The 19,210-nt window shown below is 67.7% G+C and carries 21 protein-coding genes; 10 read left to right on the top strand and 11 right to left on the bottom strand.

What is annotated here, in order from left to right; translation table 11 throughout:
- The first annotated feature begins 16 nt into the window (after nt 1-16).
- Nucleotides 17-1,573: a Na+/H+ antiporter gene (locus tag IG04_RS0117715; RefSeq protein WP_036015000.1), complete on the top strand. Its 1,557-nt coding sequence runs from the start codon at nt 17-19 to the stop codon at nt 1,571-1,573.
- 64 nt (nt 1,574-1,637) lie between these two features.
- Nucleotides 1,638-2,720 (top strand): glycerophosphodiester phosphodiesterase, encoded by a 1,083-nt coding sequence (locus IG04_RS0117710; protein WP_036014998.1) that lies wholly within the window; start codon nt 1,638-1,640, stop codon nt 2,718-2,720.
- Here the strand turns inward: IG04_RS0117710 and IG04_RS0117705 are convergent.
- The 5 genes from IG04_RS0117705 to IG04_RS0117680 form a co-directional block, all read right to left on the bottom strand.
- Nucleotides 2,710-3,834, bottom strand: a complete 1,125-nt coding sequence (locus IG04_RS0117705) for an LLM class flavin-dependent oxidoreductase (protein ID WP_030477765.1) — start codon at nt 3,832-3,834, stop codon at nt 2,710-2,712. The genes IG04_RS0117710 and IG04_RS0117705 overlap by 11 nt on opposite strands.
- Entirely contained in the window at nt 3,831-4,808 is a 978-nt protein-coding gene (locus tag IG04_RS0117700) for an ABC transporter substrate-binding protein (protein ID WP_051770119.1), read from the bottom strand. The genes IG04_RS0117705 and IG04_RS0117700 overlap by 4 nt, the downstream gene beginning before the upstream one ends.
- Nucleotides 4,789-5,490: an ABC transporter ATP-binding protein gene (locus IG04_RS0117695; RefSeq protein WP_030477763.1), complete on the bottom strand. Its 702-nt coding sequence runs from the start codon at nt 5,488-5,490 to the stop codon at nt 4,789-4,791. The genes IG04_RS0117700 and IG04_RS0117695 overlap by 20 nt, the downstream gene beginning before the upstream one ends.
- The gene (locus IG04_RS0117690) at nt 5,475-6,284 is read right to left on the bottom strand and encodes an ABC transporter permease (RefSeq protein ID WP_030477762.1); all 810 of its coding nucleotides are present in this window, start codon (nt 6,282-6,284) and stop codon (nt 5,475-5,477) included. Before IG04_RS0117690 ends, IG04_RS0117695 begins: the two co-directional genes overlap by 16 nt.
- A 410-nt stretch (nt 6,285-6,694) precedes the next feature.
- Nucleotides 6,695-7,984, bottom strand: a complete 1,290-nt coding sequence (locus IG04_RS0117680; protein ID WP_030477761.1) for an adenylosuccinate synthase — start codon at nt 7,982-7,984, stop codon at nt 6,695-6,697.
- 110 nt (nt 7,985-8,094) lie between these two features.
- On the opposite strand from IG04_RS0117680, the gene IG04_RS0117675 reads away from it, so the two are divergent.
- Both IG04_RS0117675 and IG04_RS0117670 read left to right on the top strand, forming a co-directional pair.
- Nucleotides 8,095-8,703 (top strand): hypothetical protein, encoded by a 609-nt coding sequence (locus IG04_RS0117675; protein ID WP_144065408.1) that lies wholly within the window; start codon nt 8,095-8,097, stop codon nt 8,701-8,703.
- 105 nt (nt 8,704-8,808) lie between these two features.
- Nucleotides 8,809-9,438 (top strand): HNH endonuclease family protein, encoded by a 630-nt coding sequence (locus IG04_RS0117670; RefSeq protein WP_030477759.1) that lies wholly within the window; start codon nt 8,809-8,811, stop codon nt 9,436-9,438.
- Between the two features lie 159 nt (nt 9,439-9,597).
- Here the strand turns inward: IG04_RS0117670 and IG04_RS0117665 are convergent, their stop codons facing one another.
- The gene (locus IG04_RS0117665; protein ID WP_051770117.1) at nt 9,598-10,758 is read right to left on the bottom strand and encodes an FUSC family protein; all 1,161 of its coding nucleotides are present in this window, start codon (nt 10,756-10,758) and stop codon (nt 9,598-9,600) included.
- Nucleotides 10,759-11,071: 313 nt separating this feature from the next.
- A complete protein-coding gene (locus IG04_RS45320; RefSeq protein WP_084401580.1) occupies nt 11,072-11,482 on the bottom strand; it encodes a DUF3151 domain-containing protein in 411 nt (136 codons plus the stop codon).
- A gap of 273 nt (nt 11,483-11,755) precedes the next feature.
- On the opposite strand from IG04_RS45320, the gene IG04_RS0117655 reads away from it, so the two are divergent.
- Nucleotides 11,756-12,880, top strand: coding sequence for a hypothetical protein (locus IG04_RS0117655; protein WP_051770115.1), 1,125 nt, complete (start codon nt 11,756-11,758; stop codon nt 12,878-12,880).
- Here the strand turns inward: IG04_RS0117655 and IG04_RS0117650 are convergent.
- On the bottom strand, nt 12,851-13,231 hold the full coding sequence (locus IG04_RS0117650; protein ID WP_030477756.1) for a winged helix-turn-helix transcriptional regulator: 381 nt from the start codon (nt 13,229-13,231) through the stop codon (nt 12,851-12,853). The genes IG04_RS0117655 and IG04_RS0117650 overlap by 30 nt on opposite strands.
- Before the next feature lie 85 nt (nt 13,232-13,316).
- Between IG04_RS0117650 and IG04_RS0117645 the strand changes: the two genes are divergently transcribed.
- Nucleotides 13,317-14,156, top strand: a complete 840-nt coding sequence (locus IG04_RS0117645; RefSeq protein WP_030477755.1) for an SDR family oxidoreductase — start codon at nt 13,317-13,319, stop codon at nt 14,154-14,156.
- 47 nt (nt 14,157-14,203) lie between these two features.
- Here the strand turns inward: IG04_RS0117645 and fbaA are convergent, their stop codons facing one another.
- Nucleotides 14,204-15,238: a class II fructose-bisphosphate aldolase gene (gene fbaA, locus IG04_RS0117640; RefSeq protein ID WP_030477754.1), complete on the bottom strand. Its 1,035-nt coding sequence runs from the start codon at nt 15,236-15,238 to the stop codon at nt 14,204-14,206.
- A 157-nt stretch (nt 15,239-15,395) separates the two neighbouring features.
- Here fbaA and IG04_RS0117635 point away from each other — a divergent pair, with 157 nt between their 5' ends.
- On the top strand, nt 15,396-15,680 hold the full coding sequence (locus tag IG04_RS0117635) for a DUF427 domain-containing protein (protein WP_030477753.1): 285 nt from the start codon (nt 15,396-15,398) through the stop codon (nt 15,678-15,680).
- Here IG04_RS0117635 and IG04_RS0117630 read toward each other — a convergent pair.
- Complete coding sequence (locus IG04_RS0117630; protein ID WP_030477752.1) at nt 15,670-16,452, bottom strand: TIGR03620 family F420-dependent LLM class oxidoreductase; 783 nt, start codon at nt 16,450-16,452, stop codon at nt 15,670-15,672. The two genes, IG04_RS0117635 and IG04_RS0117630, sit on opposite strands and share 11 nt — an antisense overlap.
- A gap of 37 nt (nt 16,453-16,489) precedes the next feature.
- Between IG04_RS0117630 and IG04_RS0117625 the strand changes: the two genes are divergently transcribed.
- A complete protein-coding gene (locus IG04_RS0117625) occupies nt 16,490-17,413 on the top strand; it encodes an aldo/keto reductase (protein WP_030477751.1) in 924 nt (307 codons plus the stop codon).
- A gap of 45 nt (nt 17,414-17,458) precedes the next feature.
- Nucleotides 17,459-18,310: an SDR family oxidoreductase gene (locus tag IG04_RS0117620; protein ID WP_030477750.1), complete on the top strand. Its 852-nt coding sequence runs from the start codon at nt 17,459-17,461 to the stop codon at nt 18,308-18,310.
- On the opposite strand, the gene IG04_RS0117615 is transcribed toward IG04_RS0117620, so the two are convergent.
- On the bottom strand, nt 18,300-18,581 hold the full coding sequence (locus IG04_RS0117615) for a YciI family protein (RefSeq protein ID WP_030477749.1): 282 nt from the start codon (nt 18,579-18,581) through the stop codon (nt 18,300-18,302). The two genes, IG04_RS0117620 and IG04_RS0117615, sit on opposite strands and share 11 nt — an antisense overlap.
- A gap of 40 nt (nt 18,582-18,621) precedes the next feature.
- Here IG04_RS0117615 and IG04_RS0117610 point away from each other — a divergent pair, with 40 nt between their 5' ends.
- On the top strand, nt 18,622-19,185 hold the full coding sequence (locus tag IG04_RS0117610; protein WP_030477748.1) for a SigE family RNA polymerase sigma factor: 564 nt from the start codon (nt 18,622-18,624) through the stop codon (nt 19,183-19,185).
- The last annotated feature ends 25 nt before the right edge of the window (nt 19,186-19,210 follow it).

Below are 19,210 nucleotides of genomic sequence, written 5' to 3'. Positions count from 1 at the left end.
CCCATCATTACGCAGAATGAGCGGCATGTTCGGGCCTGAGCTTCTGCTGCTGCTCCTCGGGGCGTTGATCGTCACGGCCGTCGCACGCCGGTTGAACTGGTCGGCGCCGCTGGTCCTCGTGGCCGTCGGCCTGATCGTCTCGTTCATCCCCGGCGTGCCGGAGTTCGAGCTCGATCCGCACCTGATCCTGCTGGTGGTGCTGCCGCCGCTGCTCTACAGCGCGGCGCTGGACAGCTCGTACCTCAACATCCGCGCGAACCTGCGGCCGATCGGGTTCCTCGCGGTGGGGCTCGTCCTGTTCACGACGTTCGTGGTGGGCGTGACGGCGAAGCTGGTCTTCCCGGACCTGCCGTTCGCCGCCGCGCTCGTGCTGGGCGCGGTCGTGGCGCCGCCGGACGCCGTGGCGGCCGTCGCGATCGGCCGCAAGCTCGGGTTGCAGCGCCGCGCGATGACGTTGCTGGTCGGCGAGAGCCTGATCAACGACGCGACGGCGCTGACGGCGTTCAAGGTCGCGGTGGCGGCCACGGCGGGCGCGGCGATGCACCCGCTCGACGGGGTGTGGATGTTCGTGAAGGTGACGATCGGCGGCATCGCGATCGGCCTGGTCGTCGGCGTCGTCGTCCGCTTCCTGCGCAAACGGCTCTGCGAGGGTGTGCTGGAGAGCGCGCTCGGCCTGCTCGTGCCGTTCGGTGCCTACCTGCTCGCGGAAGAGGGCTTCCACGTCTCCGGCGTGCTCGCGGTCGTCGTCGCCGGCCTCTACATCGGGCACAACGCCCCGCGCGGCAGCTACCGGACCCGCCTGCAGGACGGGGCGGTGTGGCGTTCGGTGGACGCGCTGATGGAGTCGTTCGTGTTCGCGCTCATCGGGCTGCAGGTGTCGTCGATCATCAGAAACGTCGAACTCGGCGCGGGCCTGCTGCTCGGCGCGGGTGCGGTGCTGCTGGCCACGATCCTTGCCCGGTTCGTGTGGATGTACCCGGCCTCCTACCTGCCGGTGTTCTTGAACAAACGCATCAGGGAACGTGAGGGCGTGCCGCACCTGGGCCAGGTGACGGTGATCGCGTGGGCCGGCATGCGGGGCGTGGTGACGCTGGCGGCGGCGGCCGCGATCCCGACCGATGTTCCGGGACGTGACGTCATCCTGTTCTGCGCGTTCACGGTCACGGTCGCGACGCTGCTGCTGCAGGGCACGACGTTGCCGTGGCTGATCAACAAGATCGGCTTCGAGGGCGACGACGCCCGCACCGACGCGCTGGCCGAGGCGCAGGTGCAGCACCGGGCCGCGCAGGCCGCGGTGACGAGGCTCGACCAGGAGATCGAGGGCGTCCCTGACCACGTCCGCGACCAGCTCCGATCACTCGCCGAGCACCGGGGCAACGCCGCGTGGGAACGCCTCGGGCGGCAGGAGGAGGAAAGCCCGGCGGCCGCGTACCGAAGGCTGCGCCGGGTGATGCTGAGCGCCGAACGTGACGAGTTCGTCAGGGCCAGGGACAAGGGCGAGATCGACGACGAGGTGCTCTTCCGGGTGCTGCGCGAACTGGACCTGGAGGAAGCCGCACTGTCCCGTGAGTAACCGTTCACCTGCTTTTCGTGTTGCGATGCTTGAGTGCGCTCTCAACACAACGGGAGGTCGAACGATGTATCGGAGAGGTCTAGCCGCCGTAGTCCTCGTGTTCGCGGGTGCGGTGGTGGCGTCCCTGCCCTCCGCCTCGGCACATGACGACAAGGGTCCGATCGTCATCGGGCACCGCGGCGCGTCGGCGTACCGGCCCGAACACACCCTCGCGGCCTACGAGCTCGCGGCACGCATGGGTGCCGACTTCATCGAGCCGGACCTGGTGCCCACCAAGGACGGCAAGCTGGTCGCCCGGCACGAGAACGAGATCGGCGGCACGACCGACGTCTCGGCCAAGCCGCAGTTCGCCGACCGCAAGAAGACCAAGACCATCGACGGTGTCGCCGTCACCGGCTGGTTCACCGAGGACTTCACGCTCGCCGAGCTGAAGACGTTGCGCGCCAAGGAACGCATCCCGGCGATCCGCCCGCGCAACACGCTCTACGACGGCCGCTTCGAGGTGCCGACGCTGCAGGAGGTCATCGACCTGTCCAAGCGCCTGTCCCGCGAGCTGCGCCGCGAGATCGGCATCTACCCGGAGACCAAGCACCCGACGTACTTCCAGTCGATCGGTCTCGCGCTGGAGCCGAAGCTCGTCGACATCCTCAACCGCAACGGCCTGAACCGCCGCGGCGCCAAGGTCTACGTGCAGTCGTTCGAGGTCGCGAACCTCAAGGAGCTCAACAGGTCGCTGCGCGTGCCGATCGTGCAGCTGGTCAACGGTTCCGGCGCGCCGTACGACTTCGTCGTGGCCGGTGACAAGCGCACCTACGCCGATCTGGTCACCCCGGCGGGCCTGCGCGAGGTCCGTTCCTACGCGGACGGTGTCGGCCTCACCAAGGACATCATCATCCCGCGTGACGCCAACGGCTTCCTCAAGGCGCCGACGACCGTCGTGAAGGACGCCCACAAGGTCGGTCTGATCGTGCACTCCTGGACGTTCCGCAACGAGAACTCGTTCCTGCCGGCGGACTTCCGGTCCTCGACCGACCCGGCCGCGTACGGCCGGGCCTTCGAGGAGTACGACCTGTTCTTCAAGCAGGGCATCGACGGCGTGTTCGCGGACAACCCCGACACGGCCGTGGAGGCCAAGGTCAAGCGGTAGCCAGTGCGAGCGTGCGGTCCCCGTCGAGCAACCCTCGTTGCTTCAGCAGGGGCCGCACGCCCTCGCCGAACCAGTAGGCCTCTTCCAGGTGCGGGTAGCCGGACAGCACGAACTCGTCGATCCCGATGGAGTGGTACTCCTCGATGAGATCCGCGACCTCGGAGTGCGAGCCCACCAACGCCGTTCCCGCGCCACCACGCACGAGTCCGACGCCGGCCCACAGGTTCGGGTAGATCTCCAGCCCGCGTACGCCTCGACTGAGGTCGCCGCCGTGCAGTGCCAGCATCCGTTGCTGGCCAACGGATTCCGACGCTCCCAGCTGCTCCTGCGCCTTCGCGACCGCAGCCGGGTCCAGCGCGTCGAGGAGCTTCGCGGCCGACGCCCATGCCTCCGCCGACGTGTCCCTGCTGATCGTGTGCAGCCGGATGCCGAACCGGATCGGGCGATCGGTCAGCGCCCGCACCCGCGCGATCTTCGCCGCCACGTCCTCCGGCCGCTCGCCCCAGGTCAGGTAGACGTCGGCGCGGGCGGCCGCCACCGGCAGGGCGGCGTCGGACGAGCCGCCGAAGTAGATCGGCGGCACCGGGTCCGGCGCGGCCAGCACCGTCGCGTCCCGCACCTGGTAGTGCTCGCCCTGGAACGTGTACGGCTTGCCGGTCCAGATCCCGCGCACGACCTGGAGGAACTCGTCGGTGCGCGCGTACCGCTGGTCCTTGTCGAGCCAGTCGCCGAACCGCCGCTGCTCCACGGAATCGCCGCCGGTGACCACGTTGAGCAGCAACCGGCCGCGCGAGATCCGCTGGTACGTCGAGGCCATCTGGGCGGCGAGCGTCGGGGACAGCACGCCGGGCCGGAACGCCACCAGGAACTTCAGCTTCGTGGTCTGCGCGATCAGCGCGGACGTGGTCAGCCAGGCGTCCTCGCACCACGTGCCGGTCGGCGTCAGCACGCCGGTGAACCCGACCTGCTCGGCCGTGCGCGCGATCTGCGCCAGGTAGTCGATGTCCGGCTCACGACGTGCCCCGGCAGCGGGCGCGCGGTTGGCGTGGAAGTGCTCCACGACCGTGCGGCCGTCACCGGACGTCGGCAGGAACCAGTGCAGCGTGATGCTCATGCCAGATCTCCCTGGAACCTCGTGTCCACGAACTTCGCGAAGTCGACCTTGCCGGGCAGGGTCTTCTCGTCGGTGAACGCGTCCGTGAGCTCCTGCTGCGACTTGATCAGGGTGTCGTCGATCTTCACCGGCAGGTCGCCGTTGCGGTTCACGGCCGCCAGGGCGACCTCGTACTTCAGGCCCGTCTCGGCCGACCAGGCCTTCGCCCACTCCTCGCGGTGCGTGTCGGCCCACTTCTGGGCCTTGTAGTAGCGGATCAGGTACTCCTTGAGCGCCGGGTTCTTCCCCTTGTCGTCCAAGGCCTTCTTGCCGGCGACCTGGAAGCCGTACCCGTTCGACCTGCCTTCACCGGTGGTCAGCACGCGGGCCTTGGCCTCCTGCTGGGCCTGCGCGGTGTACGGGTCCCAGACCGCCCACGCATCGACCTTGCCCTGCGCGAAAGCTCCGTACGCGTCGGAGGGCTGCAGGAAGTTCAGGGTGACGTCCTTGGTCGTCAACCCGTTGGCGCGCAACGTGAGCAGCACCTGGCCGTGCGCCGAGCTGCCCTTCGCGACCGCGATGTTCCTGCCCTTCAGGTCCGTGACCTTCCGCAGAGGCGAGTTCTCCGGCACGAGGATCGCGTCAGCCTCGACCTGACCCTTGGACGCGCCGATCGCGGCGATCCTGGCGTTGGCAGCCGCTGCGAAGATCGGGGGTGTGTTGCCCACACCCCCGATGTCGATGGCTCCGGCGGACGCGGCTTCGAGTAGCGGCGGGCCCGAGGTGAAGGTCGACCATTCGAGCTTGTAGGGGAAGTCGTCGAGCAGACCGGCGGCCGTGAGCAGCGCCTTCGCCCCGCCCTTCTGGTCACCGACCTTGAGGACGACGTCCGCGGCGGGAGTGTCCGCGGACTGCATCCCCGTCGAGCACCCGGTGGTGAGGAGGATCGCGGCCAGCAGACCGAACAGGCTTCTGTCACGCAGCTTCTTCAACATCCACTCCCAGGTCAGCGAGTACGCGGGTGCGTTGCTCCACAACGGATGCCCGGCGGCGCGGGCGGGGCAGGTCGACGTGGTGGGTCGCGACGATCCGGCCCTCGTCGAGCACGAGGATCCGGTCGGCGAGCAGCAACGCCTCGTCGACGTCGTGCGTCACGAGCAGCACGGCGGGCTTGTGCCTGGTCCACAGGTCTTCCACCAGGTGGTGCATGGCGAGCCTGGTCAGCGCGTCCAGCGCGCCAAACGGTTCGTCGAGCAGCAGCACGTCCGGTTCGCGCACCAACGCCCGCGCGAGCGAGACCCGTTGCGCCTCACCGCCGGACAACGTCAGCGGCCACGCGTCGGCGTGATCGGTCAGCCGCACTTCTTCCAGCGCCTTCAGGGCGATCGCGCGGCCGTCCGGCTTGTGCAGACCCAGCGAGATGTTGCGCCAGACCCTGCGCCACGGCAGCAAGCGCGGCTGCTGGAACGCGATCGACACCGTGCCGGGGACTTCCGCTTCGCCGCCGACCTCACGGTCCAGGCCTGCGAGGATGCGCAGCAACGTCGACTTGCCGCACCCGCTGCGGCCGAGCAGTGCCACGAACTCGCCGGGCTCGACCTCCAGGTCGATGCCGTTCAGCACCGTTCGCGCACCGAAAGCCTTGTGCAGACCACGAACGCTTACCGCTTTTGCCATCGCAGGATCCTCCTTTCCAGCAACCGCACCAGGGCGTCCGTCGTCAGGCCGAGCAGCGCGTAGACCACGAGGCCGACGACCACGACGTCGGTGCGGAGGAACTCACGGGCGTTGTTGATCAGGAAGCCGAGGCCGGCGTCGGCGTTGATCTGCTCGGCGACGATCAGCGACAGCCAGGCGGTGCCGAACGCGATCCGCAGCCCCACCAGGGTTTGCGGCACGGCGGACGGCAGCACGACGTGCACGATCCGTTCGAACCGGCTGTAGCCGAGCACCCGAGCGGCCTCGACCAGACCGGGATCGGTCTGCCGGATGCCCGCGTGCAGGTTGAGGTAGAGCGGGAACGCCACCCCGGCCGCCACGAGCGCGAGTTTGGGTTCCTCGCCGATGCCGAACCAGAGGATGAACAACGGGATCAGGCCCAGGTGCGGCAACGTCCGCAACATCTGCACGGGCGGATCCAGCAATGTCTCGCCCCAGCGGGAAAGACCGGATGCCAGCCCCAGAACAACTCCGGCAAAGCCGCCGATGAGAAACCCGAACAGAACGCGCGTGATGGACACCGCGAACGCTTCGCCCAATTGGCCGTCCGCGATCAGCTCACCGGCGGATTCGGCGACCGTGAGAGGAGAAGCGAGTTTGTCGGGTGACAGCACACCCGTTGAACTGGCCAGTTGCCACAGCAGGACCAGCGCGACAGGGCTGATCCAACGCAGCGGCAGGGTGAATTTCCGCGCCTGCACAGGCGTTGCGGTTTTCGGCCGCGCGGCCACTCCCGCTATGGACAAGGTCATGGGCAGGAAGTACAGGCGAGCCCAGGAGATGAGTCAACGACGCCCAAATCGTGAAAACGCGTCGTACATCGAGATGTTCCCCGCACGGACATATTTCCTGCCAACGGCCGAGTGACAGCCGCAGTCGCAGCGATCAAATTCGCGTCGCTGACGCTGCTGTTCCACCCGGCGCTGTGGCCGATCGCCACGCGACGGCACGTGATCGTGCTGGTGCTGCTGGTCGGTACCGCGGCACTGGTGCGGCACTCGGTGGTGCGGTCGCGTCCGCTCACGGGCGATCTGGGCGGCCGCAATCGCGGTCCTGGGAGTCGCGGCGGCGGCCGACGGTTCGATGACGAGGGAGTTCCTGAAGGGCCTCGACCAGCTGGAGGTCACGCAGACCGCGCTGGCCGAGGCCCGGGAGCGAGCTGTCAGCTGAGCACGTCGTGGCGCACGATCGTCTGGTCGCGGCCGGGGCCGACACCGATCGCCGAGACGCGGGCTCCGATGATGCTCTCCAGGTACTCGACGTAGGACTTGGCGTTCGCCGGCAGCTCGTCGAACGAGCGGCAGTGCGAGATGTCCTCGAACCAGCCCGGCAGCTCCTCGTAGACCGGGACGGCGTGGTGCACGTCGGTCTGCGTCATCGGCATCTCGTCGACCCGGCGACCGTCCACTTCGTACGCGACGCAGACCGGCACCTTCTCGAGGCCGGACAGCACGTCGAGCTTGGTGAGGAAGTAGTCGGTGATGCCGTTGACGCGGCTCGCGTAGCGGGCGATCACGGCGTCGAACCAGCCGGTGCGCCGCGAACGTCCGGTGGTGACACCGAACTCGCCGCCCTGCTTGCGCAGGTACTCGCCCTGGTCGTCGTTGAGCTCGGTCGGGAACGGACCGGAGCCGACGCGGGTCGTGTAGGCCTTCAGGATGCCGATCACGGTGCTGATGCGGGTCGGGCCGACACCGGAACCGACGGTCGCGCCACCCGAGGTCGGGTTCGACGACGTGACGAACGGGTAGGTGCCGTGGTCGACGTCGAGCAGGGTGCCCTGTGAGCCCTCCAGCACGACGATCTCGTCACGGTCGAGCGCCTGGTTGAGCAGCAGGCGGGTGTCGGCGATGCGGTGCACGAAGTGCTGACCGTGCTCCAGCACCTGGTCGACGACCTGCTCGGGGTCGAGCGCCTTGCGGTTGTAGACCTTGACCAGCACCTGGTTCTTGAAGTCCAGGGCGGCCTCGACCTTCTGCCGGAGGATCTTCTCGTCCAGCAGGTCCTGCACGCGGACGCCGACGCGGGCCAGCTTGTCCTGGTAGGCCGGGCCGATGCCGCGCCCGGTCGTACCGATCTTCGCCTTGCCCAGGTAGCGCTCGGTCACCTTGTCGATGGCCACGTGGTACGGCATGATCAAGTGCGCGTCCGACGAGATCAGCAGACCGCTGGTGTCGACGCCCTTCTCCTCCAGGCCCGCGAGCTCCGTGAGCAGCACGCCGGGGTCGACCACGACACCGTTGCCGATCACGTTCTTCACGCCGGGCGTGAGGATGCCGGACGGGATGAGGTGCAGGGCGAACTTCTGGCCGTCCGGGAGGACGACGGTGTGACCCGCGTTGTTGCCGCCCTGGTAACGAACGATCCACTGGACACGCTCACCGAGGATGTCGGTGGCCTTGCCCTTGCCCTCATCGCCCCACTGGGCACCGATCAGCACGACGGCCGGCATGTGAAACTCCAAGCACTTGGACTGGTTCGAGCGAATGCCGGTAAGTGAGGGTAGACCAGGAGATGACCGTGCGCGGAATCGTGTTGGCCTGCGGAAACGCGCAGTTGCCAATGATCGCTCAACGTGACGACGTCCACGCCGTCCCGGAGAGGCCCGGCAAGGACCACGTAGATCCACATCTGGACGCCGACCGGCTGGTCGTGGCGGGCACCGACGCGGACCTCGCGGCGGTGGCACTGCGGTTGCTGCGCAAGGAAAAGCTGGGTTCGGTGGCACTGGGTTACGTACCCCTCGCCGATTCGTCCGTGGCCGCACTCTGGGGGCTCTCGACCGACCCCGCGCGGGCCCTCGACATCGCCCTCAACGGTGACGTAGATCCCGTTCCGTTCGTCCGCGACGACGTCGGCGGAGTGCTGATGGGTCTCGGCGTGTTGGCACCCGTTCGTGGCGTTGGTTACAGCGACGCGGACAACGTGCTGCGCGGCCAGGCCTCGCGGATCGAGTGCACACCGGACCCGGACGGCGGCCTGGGTCTGCAGATCCGGATCGTCAACAAGCGCCTCATCGGCTCCAAGGTCCGGGTGAGCCGCCCACGCGCGTTCCAGCTCGGCTGCCTCCCCACGACGGCGGTCCTGGACGGCCACAAGCACCCACGCCCGGTCGACAAGTGGACCTGGTACCGCCACACCGAGGACCTGAGGCTCGTACGAGGCCTCTAGCCGTGCGCCTGTCATTCACTTGAGTGTCACTCGAAGGCATTGCCTAATTTCATAATGTGACTGAGGGTAGGTCCCGATCACTTTCCAACTAGGAAGGTCGGGACGATGTCAAAAGTTAACCGAACCATCGGTGTTTTAGTTGCCGCAGCAGCTCTCACCTTTGGTTTTGTTTCCCCTGCACTCGCGACACCGCCGAACATCCCCACCGCCGCCACCGCCAAGTCCGAATTGGCCGGTCTCACGGTTCGCGCGGACGGCCCGATGACGGGCTATTCACGCGACAAGTTCCCTCACTGGGTAACCCAGTCCGGCACCTGCAACACTCGTGAGGCCGTTCTGAAGCGGGACGGCACCAACGTGGTGACCGACTCCAGTTGCGCCGCCACGTCGGGCAGGTGGTTCTCGCCCTACGACGGCGCGACGTGGTCCGCGGCCTCCGACGTGGACATCGACCACATCGTGCCTCTGGCGGCGGCCTGGAGGTCAGGAGCGGCATCGTGGACGACCGCGAAACGCCAGTCGTTCGCCAACGACATGTCGGGCCCGCAGCTGATAGCGGTGACGGACAACGTGAACCAGGCCAAGGGCGACCAGACCCCGGCAACATGGAAGCCGCCGCTGACGACGTACTGGTGCACCTACGCGAAGATGTGGGTACACACCAAGTACCGCTGGAGCCTCAGCGTGAACTCGGCGGAGAAGACGGAACTGACGGGCATGCTCGGAAGGTGCTGATGACGCCACTCTCCTCGCTTTTCGTAGCGGGCCCCGGCGGCGTGATGACCGATGAGGTCGGCGTCGTGACAGGCGACCTGGAACTGTGCACGGAACTTTCCGAGGACGGAAAACTACGCGCACAGGTCCGTTACGAAGGCGCGGAAGAGTGGTACGCGATCACGGGCGGTGCGTGCGTTCTGACGGATCCTCGCGATCACGAACAGGTGCACTCTCTTCTGCACGGGCTTTTGCATCGGCCGGAGGGCTGAGAGGCGGCAACGCCTCCATCGCCTCACTCCGGCTCAGCCCCGTGGCCTGCAGCAGGTCCACCGCGACACTGCGGATCTGCGCCAGCACGACCTTGGACGAGAACCCGTCCCCGCCGAGACGCCGCGCGGTAAGCACCCGCGCGGCGTCCCGCACGGCCTCCCGAGTCAGCTTCGGCTCCTTGTTCTTCTCCAACTCGCCCTTCAGACAGTCCACGGCGTCCGCGTAGTCCTTGAGCACGTCCGGCACCCCGTCCGGAATCCGCTCGTCGGCCTTCAACGCCGCCATGCTCCGCCGAGCCAGCACCCGAGTGTTCCGAATCGCGTAGTCCACCGGCCCGGCAGCAGTCTGATACCGCTTGAGCTCGTCCTTGGCCCGCCACCGAATCGGCGCGATCTTCGCGATCTCACTACCGGTCAGCAACGCCGTTTTGTAGTCGTCAATGGTCGTCTGACTGGTCCGCAACTCGGCCAACACCCCAGCAGCCTTGACCGAATCCTTCTCGTCAAGCGCACCAGCAAGGTCCCGCAACGCCCCACTAAGGGTGTTCGTGAGCACCTTCAACTGCCGCTGCGCCACCGTGACGGGATTGGCCGGAATGAGCGCAGCCACCGCCAACCCGACAAGCCCACCGGTCAACGCGTCGATCATCCGGTCGAACCCACCACCAGCACTGGGCGGCAACAACGTGGCGACAAGCACCGCACTGCTCCCAGCCTGCAACGCAATGACAGACCCGCCGTCCAGCAACACGGCGGCAGACATCGCCAGCGCCACAACGAGCGCAATCTGCCAGGGCCCACTACCGATCCAGCTGATCAGCGCGTCCCCAACCCCAACCCCAACCGAAACACCAACGACGAGCTCACCAACCCGCCGCAACCGCTGCCCCAGCGAAACCCCAAGACAAACAACAGCGGCAATCGGCGCAAAAAACGGATGCGCGTGCCCGATGACCAGCGTCGCAACCATCCAGGCAAGGCCAGCGGACAGAGCACACTGGACGATCGGCAACGCGGCCCCACGCCACCGCCCAACCCCACGCCCAACCGCTTCCCGAACCGCGCCCACCACTCACCACCCGCCGAGTCGCGCCATAGCACTTGCTGCATGCGTGAAGGGGTGTCAACTCGACACGCTTTTCGTCGAGTTGACACCCCTTCACGCATGTGGCCCGCTCTTGGCTCGGCTCGTGATGGGACCCCACCGCCAACGCACCCAGCTACGCAACAGGCAGCCGCCCAACGCAACAGGCGTGCCATCTACCTACGCACGGCGTGAACCCCCTGATCAGACTTGCCGGGGGTCTGGGGGCAGCGCCCCCAGGGGAAGCACGCAAGGCGACCAGGCCGCCCGCAAGCCGGGGAACACTACGGACAGAGCGTCAGACCAGCCCAAGCGCAGCCGGCGCCTCAGGATCCGAGTCAGCAAGGAACTTGGAACAACGGTCCCACTCCTCATCCTCCCCAATCTCCCGAGCAGCCAACGCCAACGCAGCAAGCGCCCTCAAAAACCCCTGATTGGGCCGGTGCGACCAAGGCACAGGCCCAAACCCCTTCCACCCAGCCCGCCGCAACTGATCAAGCCCCCGGTGATACCCAGTCCGGGCATACGCATAAGCAGCAACAGGGTCCCCAGCATGCAAAGCCCGCTCAGCCAACAAGGCCCAAGCCTCAGAAAAGTCCGGATAGGCCCGAACGATCTTGCCGGGATCAGTACCGCCATCAGCGGCAGCCTGCGCCTCAGAGCGTTCGGGAAGACGAGTCGGCTCGGGCCCGAGGAGGTTCTCAACCATGCGGCCCATCGTGCCAGCTAGACGAACATCCTCAGGACGGTGGCCACAACAGCCAGCATCAGCACGGTGACGAGCACTCCGGCGATGATCCGCTGCTTCGTGGTCGCCTTGTAACGATCGGTCGCGTCAGAGCTCATGGCCGTGCACCTTGCCGAGCCCGCCCACCGAAGTTCAACTTCGTTCACTCCATCGTGCGCACGAATTGGAAACATCAGGGTAAAACCAGGGGCGTTCCGCCTACCTGGACACCCGAGCAAAGCTCATGATGTGCGGATGATTCAGGGGGTTAGGCAGTTCCGTGACCAGTACTGGGAGCGGGGCGCGCCCGGCAGACAGACACCGGCGGCGCTCACGAAGCAGCTCTACCAGCTGTGGCTCGTCGGTCTCCTGCTCAAGTTGATCGGGTCGTCGTGGGACGTCTCGTGGCACTTCAAGTGGCTGCGCGACGATCTCGCGCCGCCGCACCTGATCAACACGGTCGGCACGGTCATCGTGGTCGGGCTGACGTTGTTCCACACGTTCACCGGGTACGGCGGCGACAAGCTGACGATCCGGTTGATGCAAGTCGGGTGCGGGATCTTCCTCGTGGCCCTGCCGATCGACATCATCAACCACCGCGTCAACGGGCTCGACATCACGAGTTGGAGCGGGTCGCACGCGCTGCTCTACCTGGGCACGGCGGTGATGCTCGCCGGCGCGATCCGCGGGTGGATGAAGTACTTCCCCGAGGGCAACGCACGGACGTTCGGGCTCGTGGCGCTGTGGTTCTTCTTCCTGGAGAACGTCTGGTTCCCCAACCAGCACCAGGAGTACGGCGTGCGCGCGTTGCAGGCCTACGACAGCGGTAAGGCCGAGGCCGAGCCGATCCTCCTGCAGTTCGCCGCCGACCAGCTCGGCGTGCCGGTCGGGCGGGAGGCGGTCGTGCACTTCGCGCTGCCCATCGCGGACTGGGTGTACCCGGTGTGGGGGCTGGTCGCCGCGGCGATCGTGCTGGTCGTCGCCCGCCGGACGATCGGACGGCGGTGGGCCGCCACGGCGGTCGCGGCCGGGTACGTCGCGTACCGGTGCCTGATCTGGCCGTTGCTCGCGGGCATCGACTTCCCGAAGTCCGCGGTGCCGCTGTTCCTGATCCTCGTCGCGCTCGCCATCGATGCGGCGCACGCGGTGGAGATGCCGACGCCGGCCGCCGCCGTGCTCGGGTCGGCGGCCGTCACGACGGTCGGGTACGTCGGAATCTGGTTCCAGCAGGAGTACCTGTGGGGGCCGCCCATCTCGTTCTCGTCGGCGGCGGTCACGGCCGTGCTGCTGGCGGTGTTGTGGACGGTCGGGGACATGGTGGTCCACCGACCGAAGACACAGCTGATCGCGTCAAGGCTGAAGATCGGCCAGCTCCGCTGACAGCCGGCTGGTGATCCGGCCGAAGAGGTCGGCCAGCGGCTCGCCGACGTCCCGCCCGAACTCGGTCAACCCGTAGGTGACCTGGGGCGGGGTCGTCGGCTCGACCCTGCGCCAGATCAGGCCGTCCTCGACGAGCCCGCGCAGGGTCTGGGACAGCATCTTCTCGCTGACGCCGCGGATGCTCTCGCGCAGCTCGAAGAACCTGAGGTCGTTGGTCTGCAGGGAGATCAGCACCCAGATGCCCCACCTGCTGGTGACGTGGCCGACCATCTCCCGCGCGGGGCAGTCGGTGTGAAACACCTCATACCGCTCCGTCGCCCCGGACCGCGTGAACTGAGTTCCGACCGTCATGTCCGGAGCTTACCTACAGGTACGTCCTTACAAAACGTAAGCCCAGTTCCTAGCGTCGTGCCCACATCGACGAAGGAGCTGCAAAATGATCGTGGTGACCGGCGCTACCGGGAACATCGGCAGGCCGTTGACGCGGGCGCTGGCCGAGTCGGGTGAGCAGGTGACGGCGGTGTCGCGGAACGCCGCCGAGGTGCCGGACGGGGTGCGGCACGTCCAAGCCGACCTGGCCGACGCCCGAAGCCTCGAACCCGCGCTGGACGGCGCGAAGGCGTTGTTCCTGCTGCTGTCCGGCGATCTGCACGCCGCCGACGCCAGTCCGGCCGACATCATCGTCCAGGCGAAGGCGAACGGAGTCCGCCGAATCGTCCTGCTCTCCACGCTGGGTGTGGTGACCAGGCCGTTCGGCACGACACGGGTCGCGATGCGCGAGCTGGAGGACGTGGTCCGGAACTCCGGCCTCGACTGGTCGATCCTGCAGCCGGGCGGTTTCGCGTCCAACGCCCTGTGGTGGGCCGAGTCCGTCCGCGCGAACCGGATGGTCGCCGCACCGTTCGGCGACACCGGGGTACCGATCCTGGACCCTGCCGACATCGCGGAGGTCGCGGCCGCCTGCCTCACGGACGACCGGCACAACGGCGCGGTCTACGAACTGACCGGCCCGGAGGTGATCACGCCCCGGGAGCAGACCGCGGCCATCGCGGGGGCACTCGGCGAGCCTGTGCGGTTCCACGAGCTCACCCGCGCCGAGGCCAAGGCCGGCATGGAACAGCTGATGCCCGGCGAGCTCGCCGACGACACCCTGGACATCCTCAGCTCGCCGACCCCGCATGAACTGCGCGTGAGCCCGGACGTCCAGGCGGTTCTCGGCCGCGCTCCGCGGTCGTTCGCCGACTGGGCCGCACGCAACGTCGAAGCGTTCCGCTGAAAGCAAAAGGGCCCCGGCACGAGCCGGGGCCCTTCTCACAACCGGTGTCAGCCCGCGATCATGCGGCCCGACGACTTGAGGTGCTCGCACGCCGAGGCGATGCGGGCGGCCATGGCCTGCTCAGCGGCCTTGAGGTAGCTGCGCGGGTCGTAGGCCTTCTTGTTGCCGACCTCGCCGTCGATCTTCAGCACACCGTCGTAGTTCGCGAACATGTGCGCCGCGATCGGACGGGTGAACGCGTACTGCGTGTCCGTGTCGATGTTCATCTTGATGACGCCGTACGACACGGCCTCGTGGATCTCCTCGAGCAGCGAGCCGGAGCCGCCGTGGAAGACCAGGTCGAACGGCTTCGAGCCGGCCGCGAGGCCGAGCTTCTCCGCCACGACGTCCTGGCCCTGCTTGAGGATCTCCGGGCGCAGCTTCACGTTGCCCGGCTTGTAGACGCCGTGCACGTTGCCGAACGTCGCGGCGAGCAGGTAGCGACCCTTCTCACCGGCGCCGAGCGCCTCGACGGTCTTCAGGTAGTCCTCGGCCGTCGTGTAGAGCTTGTCGTTGATCTCGTTGTCGACGCCGTCCTCCTCGCCACCGACGACGCCGACCTCGATCTCGAGGACGAGCTTCGCCTTGGCGGAGAGGTCGAGCAGCTCGCTCGCGATCTGGAGGTTCTCGTCCAGCGCGACGGCCGAGCCGTCCCACATGTGCGACTGGAAGAGCGGGTTGCCGCCCTTGTCCACCCGCTCCTGGCTGATCGCGATCAGCGGACGCACGTACCCGTCGAGCTTGTCCTTCGGGCAGTGGTCGGTGTGCAGCGCGATGTTGACCGGGTACTTCGCGGCGACGACGTGCGCGAACTCCGCGAGCGCCACGGCGCCGGTCACCATGTCCTTGACCTTGGTGCCCGAGGCGAACTCGGCACCGCCGGTCGAGACCTGGATGATGCCGTCGCTCTCAGCCTCGGCGAAGCCGCGCAGAGCCGCGTTGAGCGTCTCCGACGACGTGACGTTGATGGCGGGGTAGGCGAACTCGTTCGCCTTGGCCCGGTCCAGCATCTCCGCGTAGACCTCGGGAGTTGCGATGGGCATCGGTGGTCCTCCTCAGGCGCCCTGAACGGGTGTCAGCTCGCATCCTACGAGGGTGTGTCACGGGGCCGGTGCAGTGGCCGTCCTCACAGAGTGATCGATCAAGTACCAGTTGACCAGCCGGTCTGCGCTACCCGCCGGTAAGGGGACACTGGAAGACATGGCAACCGCTCAGTGGAACGGCAAGATCATCGCTTCGAGCGACGACACCGTCGTGGTCGAAGGCAACCACTACTTCCCGCTGGAGTCCGTCGACCCGGCGGTGCTGAAGCCGACCGACCACACCTCGCACTGCCCGTGGAAGGGCGACGCGAACTACTACTCGTTGCAGGTCGACGGCGCCGAGAACACCAACGCGGCCTGGTACTACCCCGAGCCGATGGAAGCGGCGAAGCAGATCAAGGGCCACGTGGCGTTCTGGAAGGGCGTCGAGATCAGCGCCTGAGCCCGAGGGCGCCGGCCAGTTCCGCGTAGTGGCCGTTCAGCGACTGGACGGCCACGTGGTCGGCACCCGCGTCGACGTGTGCCTGCAGCTTCGCGGCCACCTGGTCCGGGCTGCCGTGCGCCACCAGGGCGTCCAGCAGGCGGTCCGACCCCTGGACGTCCTCCTCGGTGAACCCGTACCGGCGCCAGTTGTTCACGTAGTTGGTGAGCGTGAAGTAGACCGCCAGTTGCTCACGCGCGATGGCCCGGGCGGCCACCGGGTCCTCCTCCACGACCACGGTCACCTCGGGCGCGAGGAGCTTGTCGCCGAGCGCCTTGCGCGCCTCGGCGGTGTGCTCGACCGGCACCAGGTACGGATGGGCACCCGCGGTCCGGTCGGCGGCGAGCTTCAGCACCTTCGGGCCCAGGGCGGCGAGCACCAGCCGGTCGGCCGGCACGTCGAGCCGGTCGAGGTAGGACACGAGCTTGTCGTAGGGCTTCTCGTAGGCCTGGTCGAGCTGCCGGTGGCCCGCGCCGACGCCGAGCAGGAACCTGTCGCTCGCGAGCCGGTGGAACTCGGCGGAGATCGCCTCCGGCTCGGTCTGCCAGACGTTGGTGATGCCGGTGGCGATGGTCATCGACGTCGTGGCGTTCAGCGCCTGCTCCACCAGGGCGATGTCCGGTGAGGCGCCGAGCCAGAACGTCCCGTAGCCGAGCGCTTCGAGCTCCGCGACCTCGCCGATCTTCCCGGCCCACTCGTAGTGCGAACCCCAGACCCCGAACGTTCCCAGCATCCGAACCCCAATCTTCGTGGCGGACTACCTTCGCAGTATGCCGATCTTGAGCACCACTGACCTGAACGTGTCCCGCCTCTGCCTGGGCGGCAACGTGTTCGGCTGGACCGCGGACGAGGACGAGTCGTTCGCGGTGCTCGACGCCTACACCGCGGCGGGCGGGAACTTCCTCGACACCGCCGACGTGTACTCGGCCTGGGCCGAGGGCAACTCCGGCGGCGAGTCGGAGACGATCATCGGCCGGTGGCTGGCGCGGAACGACCGCGACCAGGTCGTGGTGGCCACGAAGGTCGGCATGCTCGCCGGGTTCGGCAACCAGAAGCGCGACACCGTGCTGACCGCCGCCGAACGCTCGTTGAAGCGGCTCGGCGTCGACCACATCGACCTCTACTACAACCACCTCGACGACCCGAACACGCCGCTGGAGGAGACGCTGGCCGCCTACGACCAGCTCGTCCGCGACGGCAAGGTCCGCTACGTCGCGGCGTCCAACTTCTCCGCCGAACGGCTGGCGCTGGCGCTGGAGATCCAGGAACGCGAGGGCTTCGCGAAGTTCGTGGCGCTGCAGCCCGAGTACAACCTGGTCAGCCGCGACAAGTTCGAGGGCGACCTGCAGGACACCGCCGCGGTGCACGACCTGGCGACCCTGCCGTACTGGTCGCTCGCCAGGGGCTTCCTCACCGGCAAGTACCGGCCGGGCGTCGAGGTGCAGAGCGCACGGGCGGGCGCGGCCTCGAAGTACCTGGACGAGCACGGTCTGCAGGTGCTCGAAGTGCTCGACGAACTGGCCGAGACGCACGAGACCACGGTCGCGTCGGTCGCTCTGGCGTGGCTCGCCCAGCAGCCGACGGTGGCCGCGCCGATCGCGTCCGCCCGGACGTTGGAGCAGCTCAGCGACCTGCTGCCGCTGCTGACCCTGGAGCTCACGCAGGCCGAGGTGGACCGCCTCAGCGCAATTTAACTTGCCAGTAGCTTACCGGGAGTAGGTTGCGTTACCGTGACGAGCATGGACGTCACGGGCAAGGTGGTACTGATCACCGGCGCGGCCAGGGGCATCGGCGCCGAGGTGGCGAGGCAACTGGCCTCGCGCGGGGCTCGTCTCGCGCTCGTCGGACTGGAGAAAGCCCAGCTCGAAGAGGTCGCACGGGAGACCGGCGGCAAGGCGTGGGAAGCCGATGTCACGGACTGGGACGTGCTCGACCGCGTCATGAACGAGGTCGCGGCCCACTTCGGCGGCATCGACGTCGTGGTGGCGAACGCGGGCATCGCGGCCACCGGGTTCGTGCGCTCGATGGACCCGAAGGCGTTCGAACGGGTCATCGAGGTCAACCTGCTCGGTGTGTGGCGCACGGTCCGCACGGCGCTGCCACACCTGATCAAGAGCCGCGGCTACTGCCTGGTCGTCTCGTCGCTCGCGGCGATCGTCCACATCCCCGGCAACGCGGCCTACTCGGCGGCGAAGGCGGGCTGCGAAGCGTTTGCGGACAGCCTCCGGGCCGAGGTCAGGCACCTGGGCGTGGGCGTCGGCACCGCGTACTTCTCGTGGATCTCCACGGACATGGTCAACAGCGCCGACGAGCACCCGGTCTTCGGCAAGCTGCGCCAGGGCATGCCGGGCGTCGCGGGCAAGAAGTACCCCGTCCGCAACGTCGGCAGGGCCGTGGTCAGGGGCATCGAGAAGCGGGCGAAGGCGGTCCACGTCCCCGGCTGGGTCGGCGTGCTGAAGTTCTTCCGCGCGTTCACGCCGGTGGTCGTGGACCGCCAGGCGGTCGAGGAGGTGGCCGACGCCGACCGGCAGATGGCCGCGAGCGACACGTCGGGCCTGGTCGGGCCGGGCGGGCAGGCCGCTAGCCGGTGATCCAGGGTCCCATCAGCGGGTTCCACTCGCGGATGGTCCACTGCGCGACGTTCGCGGTCGTGTAGGGGTCGGCGGCGATGATCTCCTTCACCGAGGCTTCGTCCGCCGCCTCGTAGATGATCAACGCGCCGGCGTCGTCCGCATACGGACCTGACGCGAGGATCACGCCCTTCTCGGCGAGGGAGGCGATGTACTCGCGGTGCTCGGGGCGCACCGCGAGGCGCTTCTCGCGATCGGGACCGAACACCAATTCGACTGCAAAGCGGGCCATGCCACCACCGTAGTGAAGCTGACCGGTACCGTCCTACCTTGTGGTTGGCGAAGAAACTCCGCGCACCGTGCAGGACACCCTGACCAACCTGCGAATCAAGGACGGCGTCGCAGGACCTCCCACAGGGCCCCTCACGCTCGAAGACCTGTACAAGCAGCACCGCATGCGCCTCGTCCGGCTCGCGCTGCTGCTCGTCGACGAGCCGTCGACGGCCGAGGACGTGGTCCAGGAGGCCTTCACCGGCCTGCACCGCAACTGGAAGGGTCTGCGCGACTCCCAGGCGGCCGTCGGCTACCTCCGCACGGCCGTGGTCAACGGCTCCCGCAGCGTGCTGCGCCGGCGCAAGACGGCCCGCGACTACACGCCGCCGCACGTGGCGAACGCACGGTCGGCCGAGTCGCTCGCGATGCTCACCGCGGAGCACCAGGCCGTGGTCAAGGCGTTGCAGCAGCTTCCGCCGCGCCAGCGCGAGGTCCTCGTGCTGCGCTACTACGGCGACCTGTCCGAGGCGGAGATCGCCGAGGCCACGGGCATCTCGAAGGGCACCGTGAAGTCGACGGCTTCCCGTGCGCTGGACGCCCTGCAGAAGATCATGGCGGGCTGAGCCGACCAGGCAACAAACTTCACCG

The sequence above is a fragment of the Lentzea albidocapillata genome, assembly GCF_000719115.1.
Taxonomy (GTDB): domain Bacteria; phylum Actinomycetota; class Actinomycetes; order Mycobacteriales; family Pseudonocardiaceae; genus Lentzea; species Lentzea albidocapillata.
Note: the sequence above shows the minus strand (reverse complement) of the source record. Positions and strands in the feature narration are given on the sequence as shown.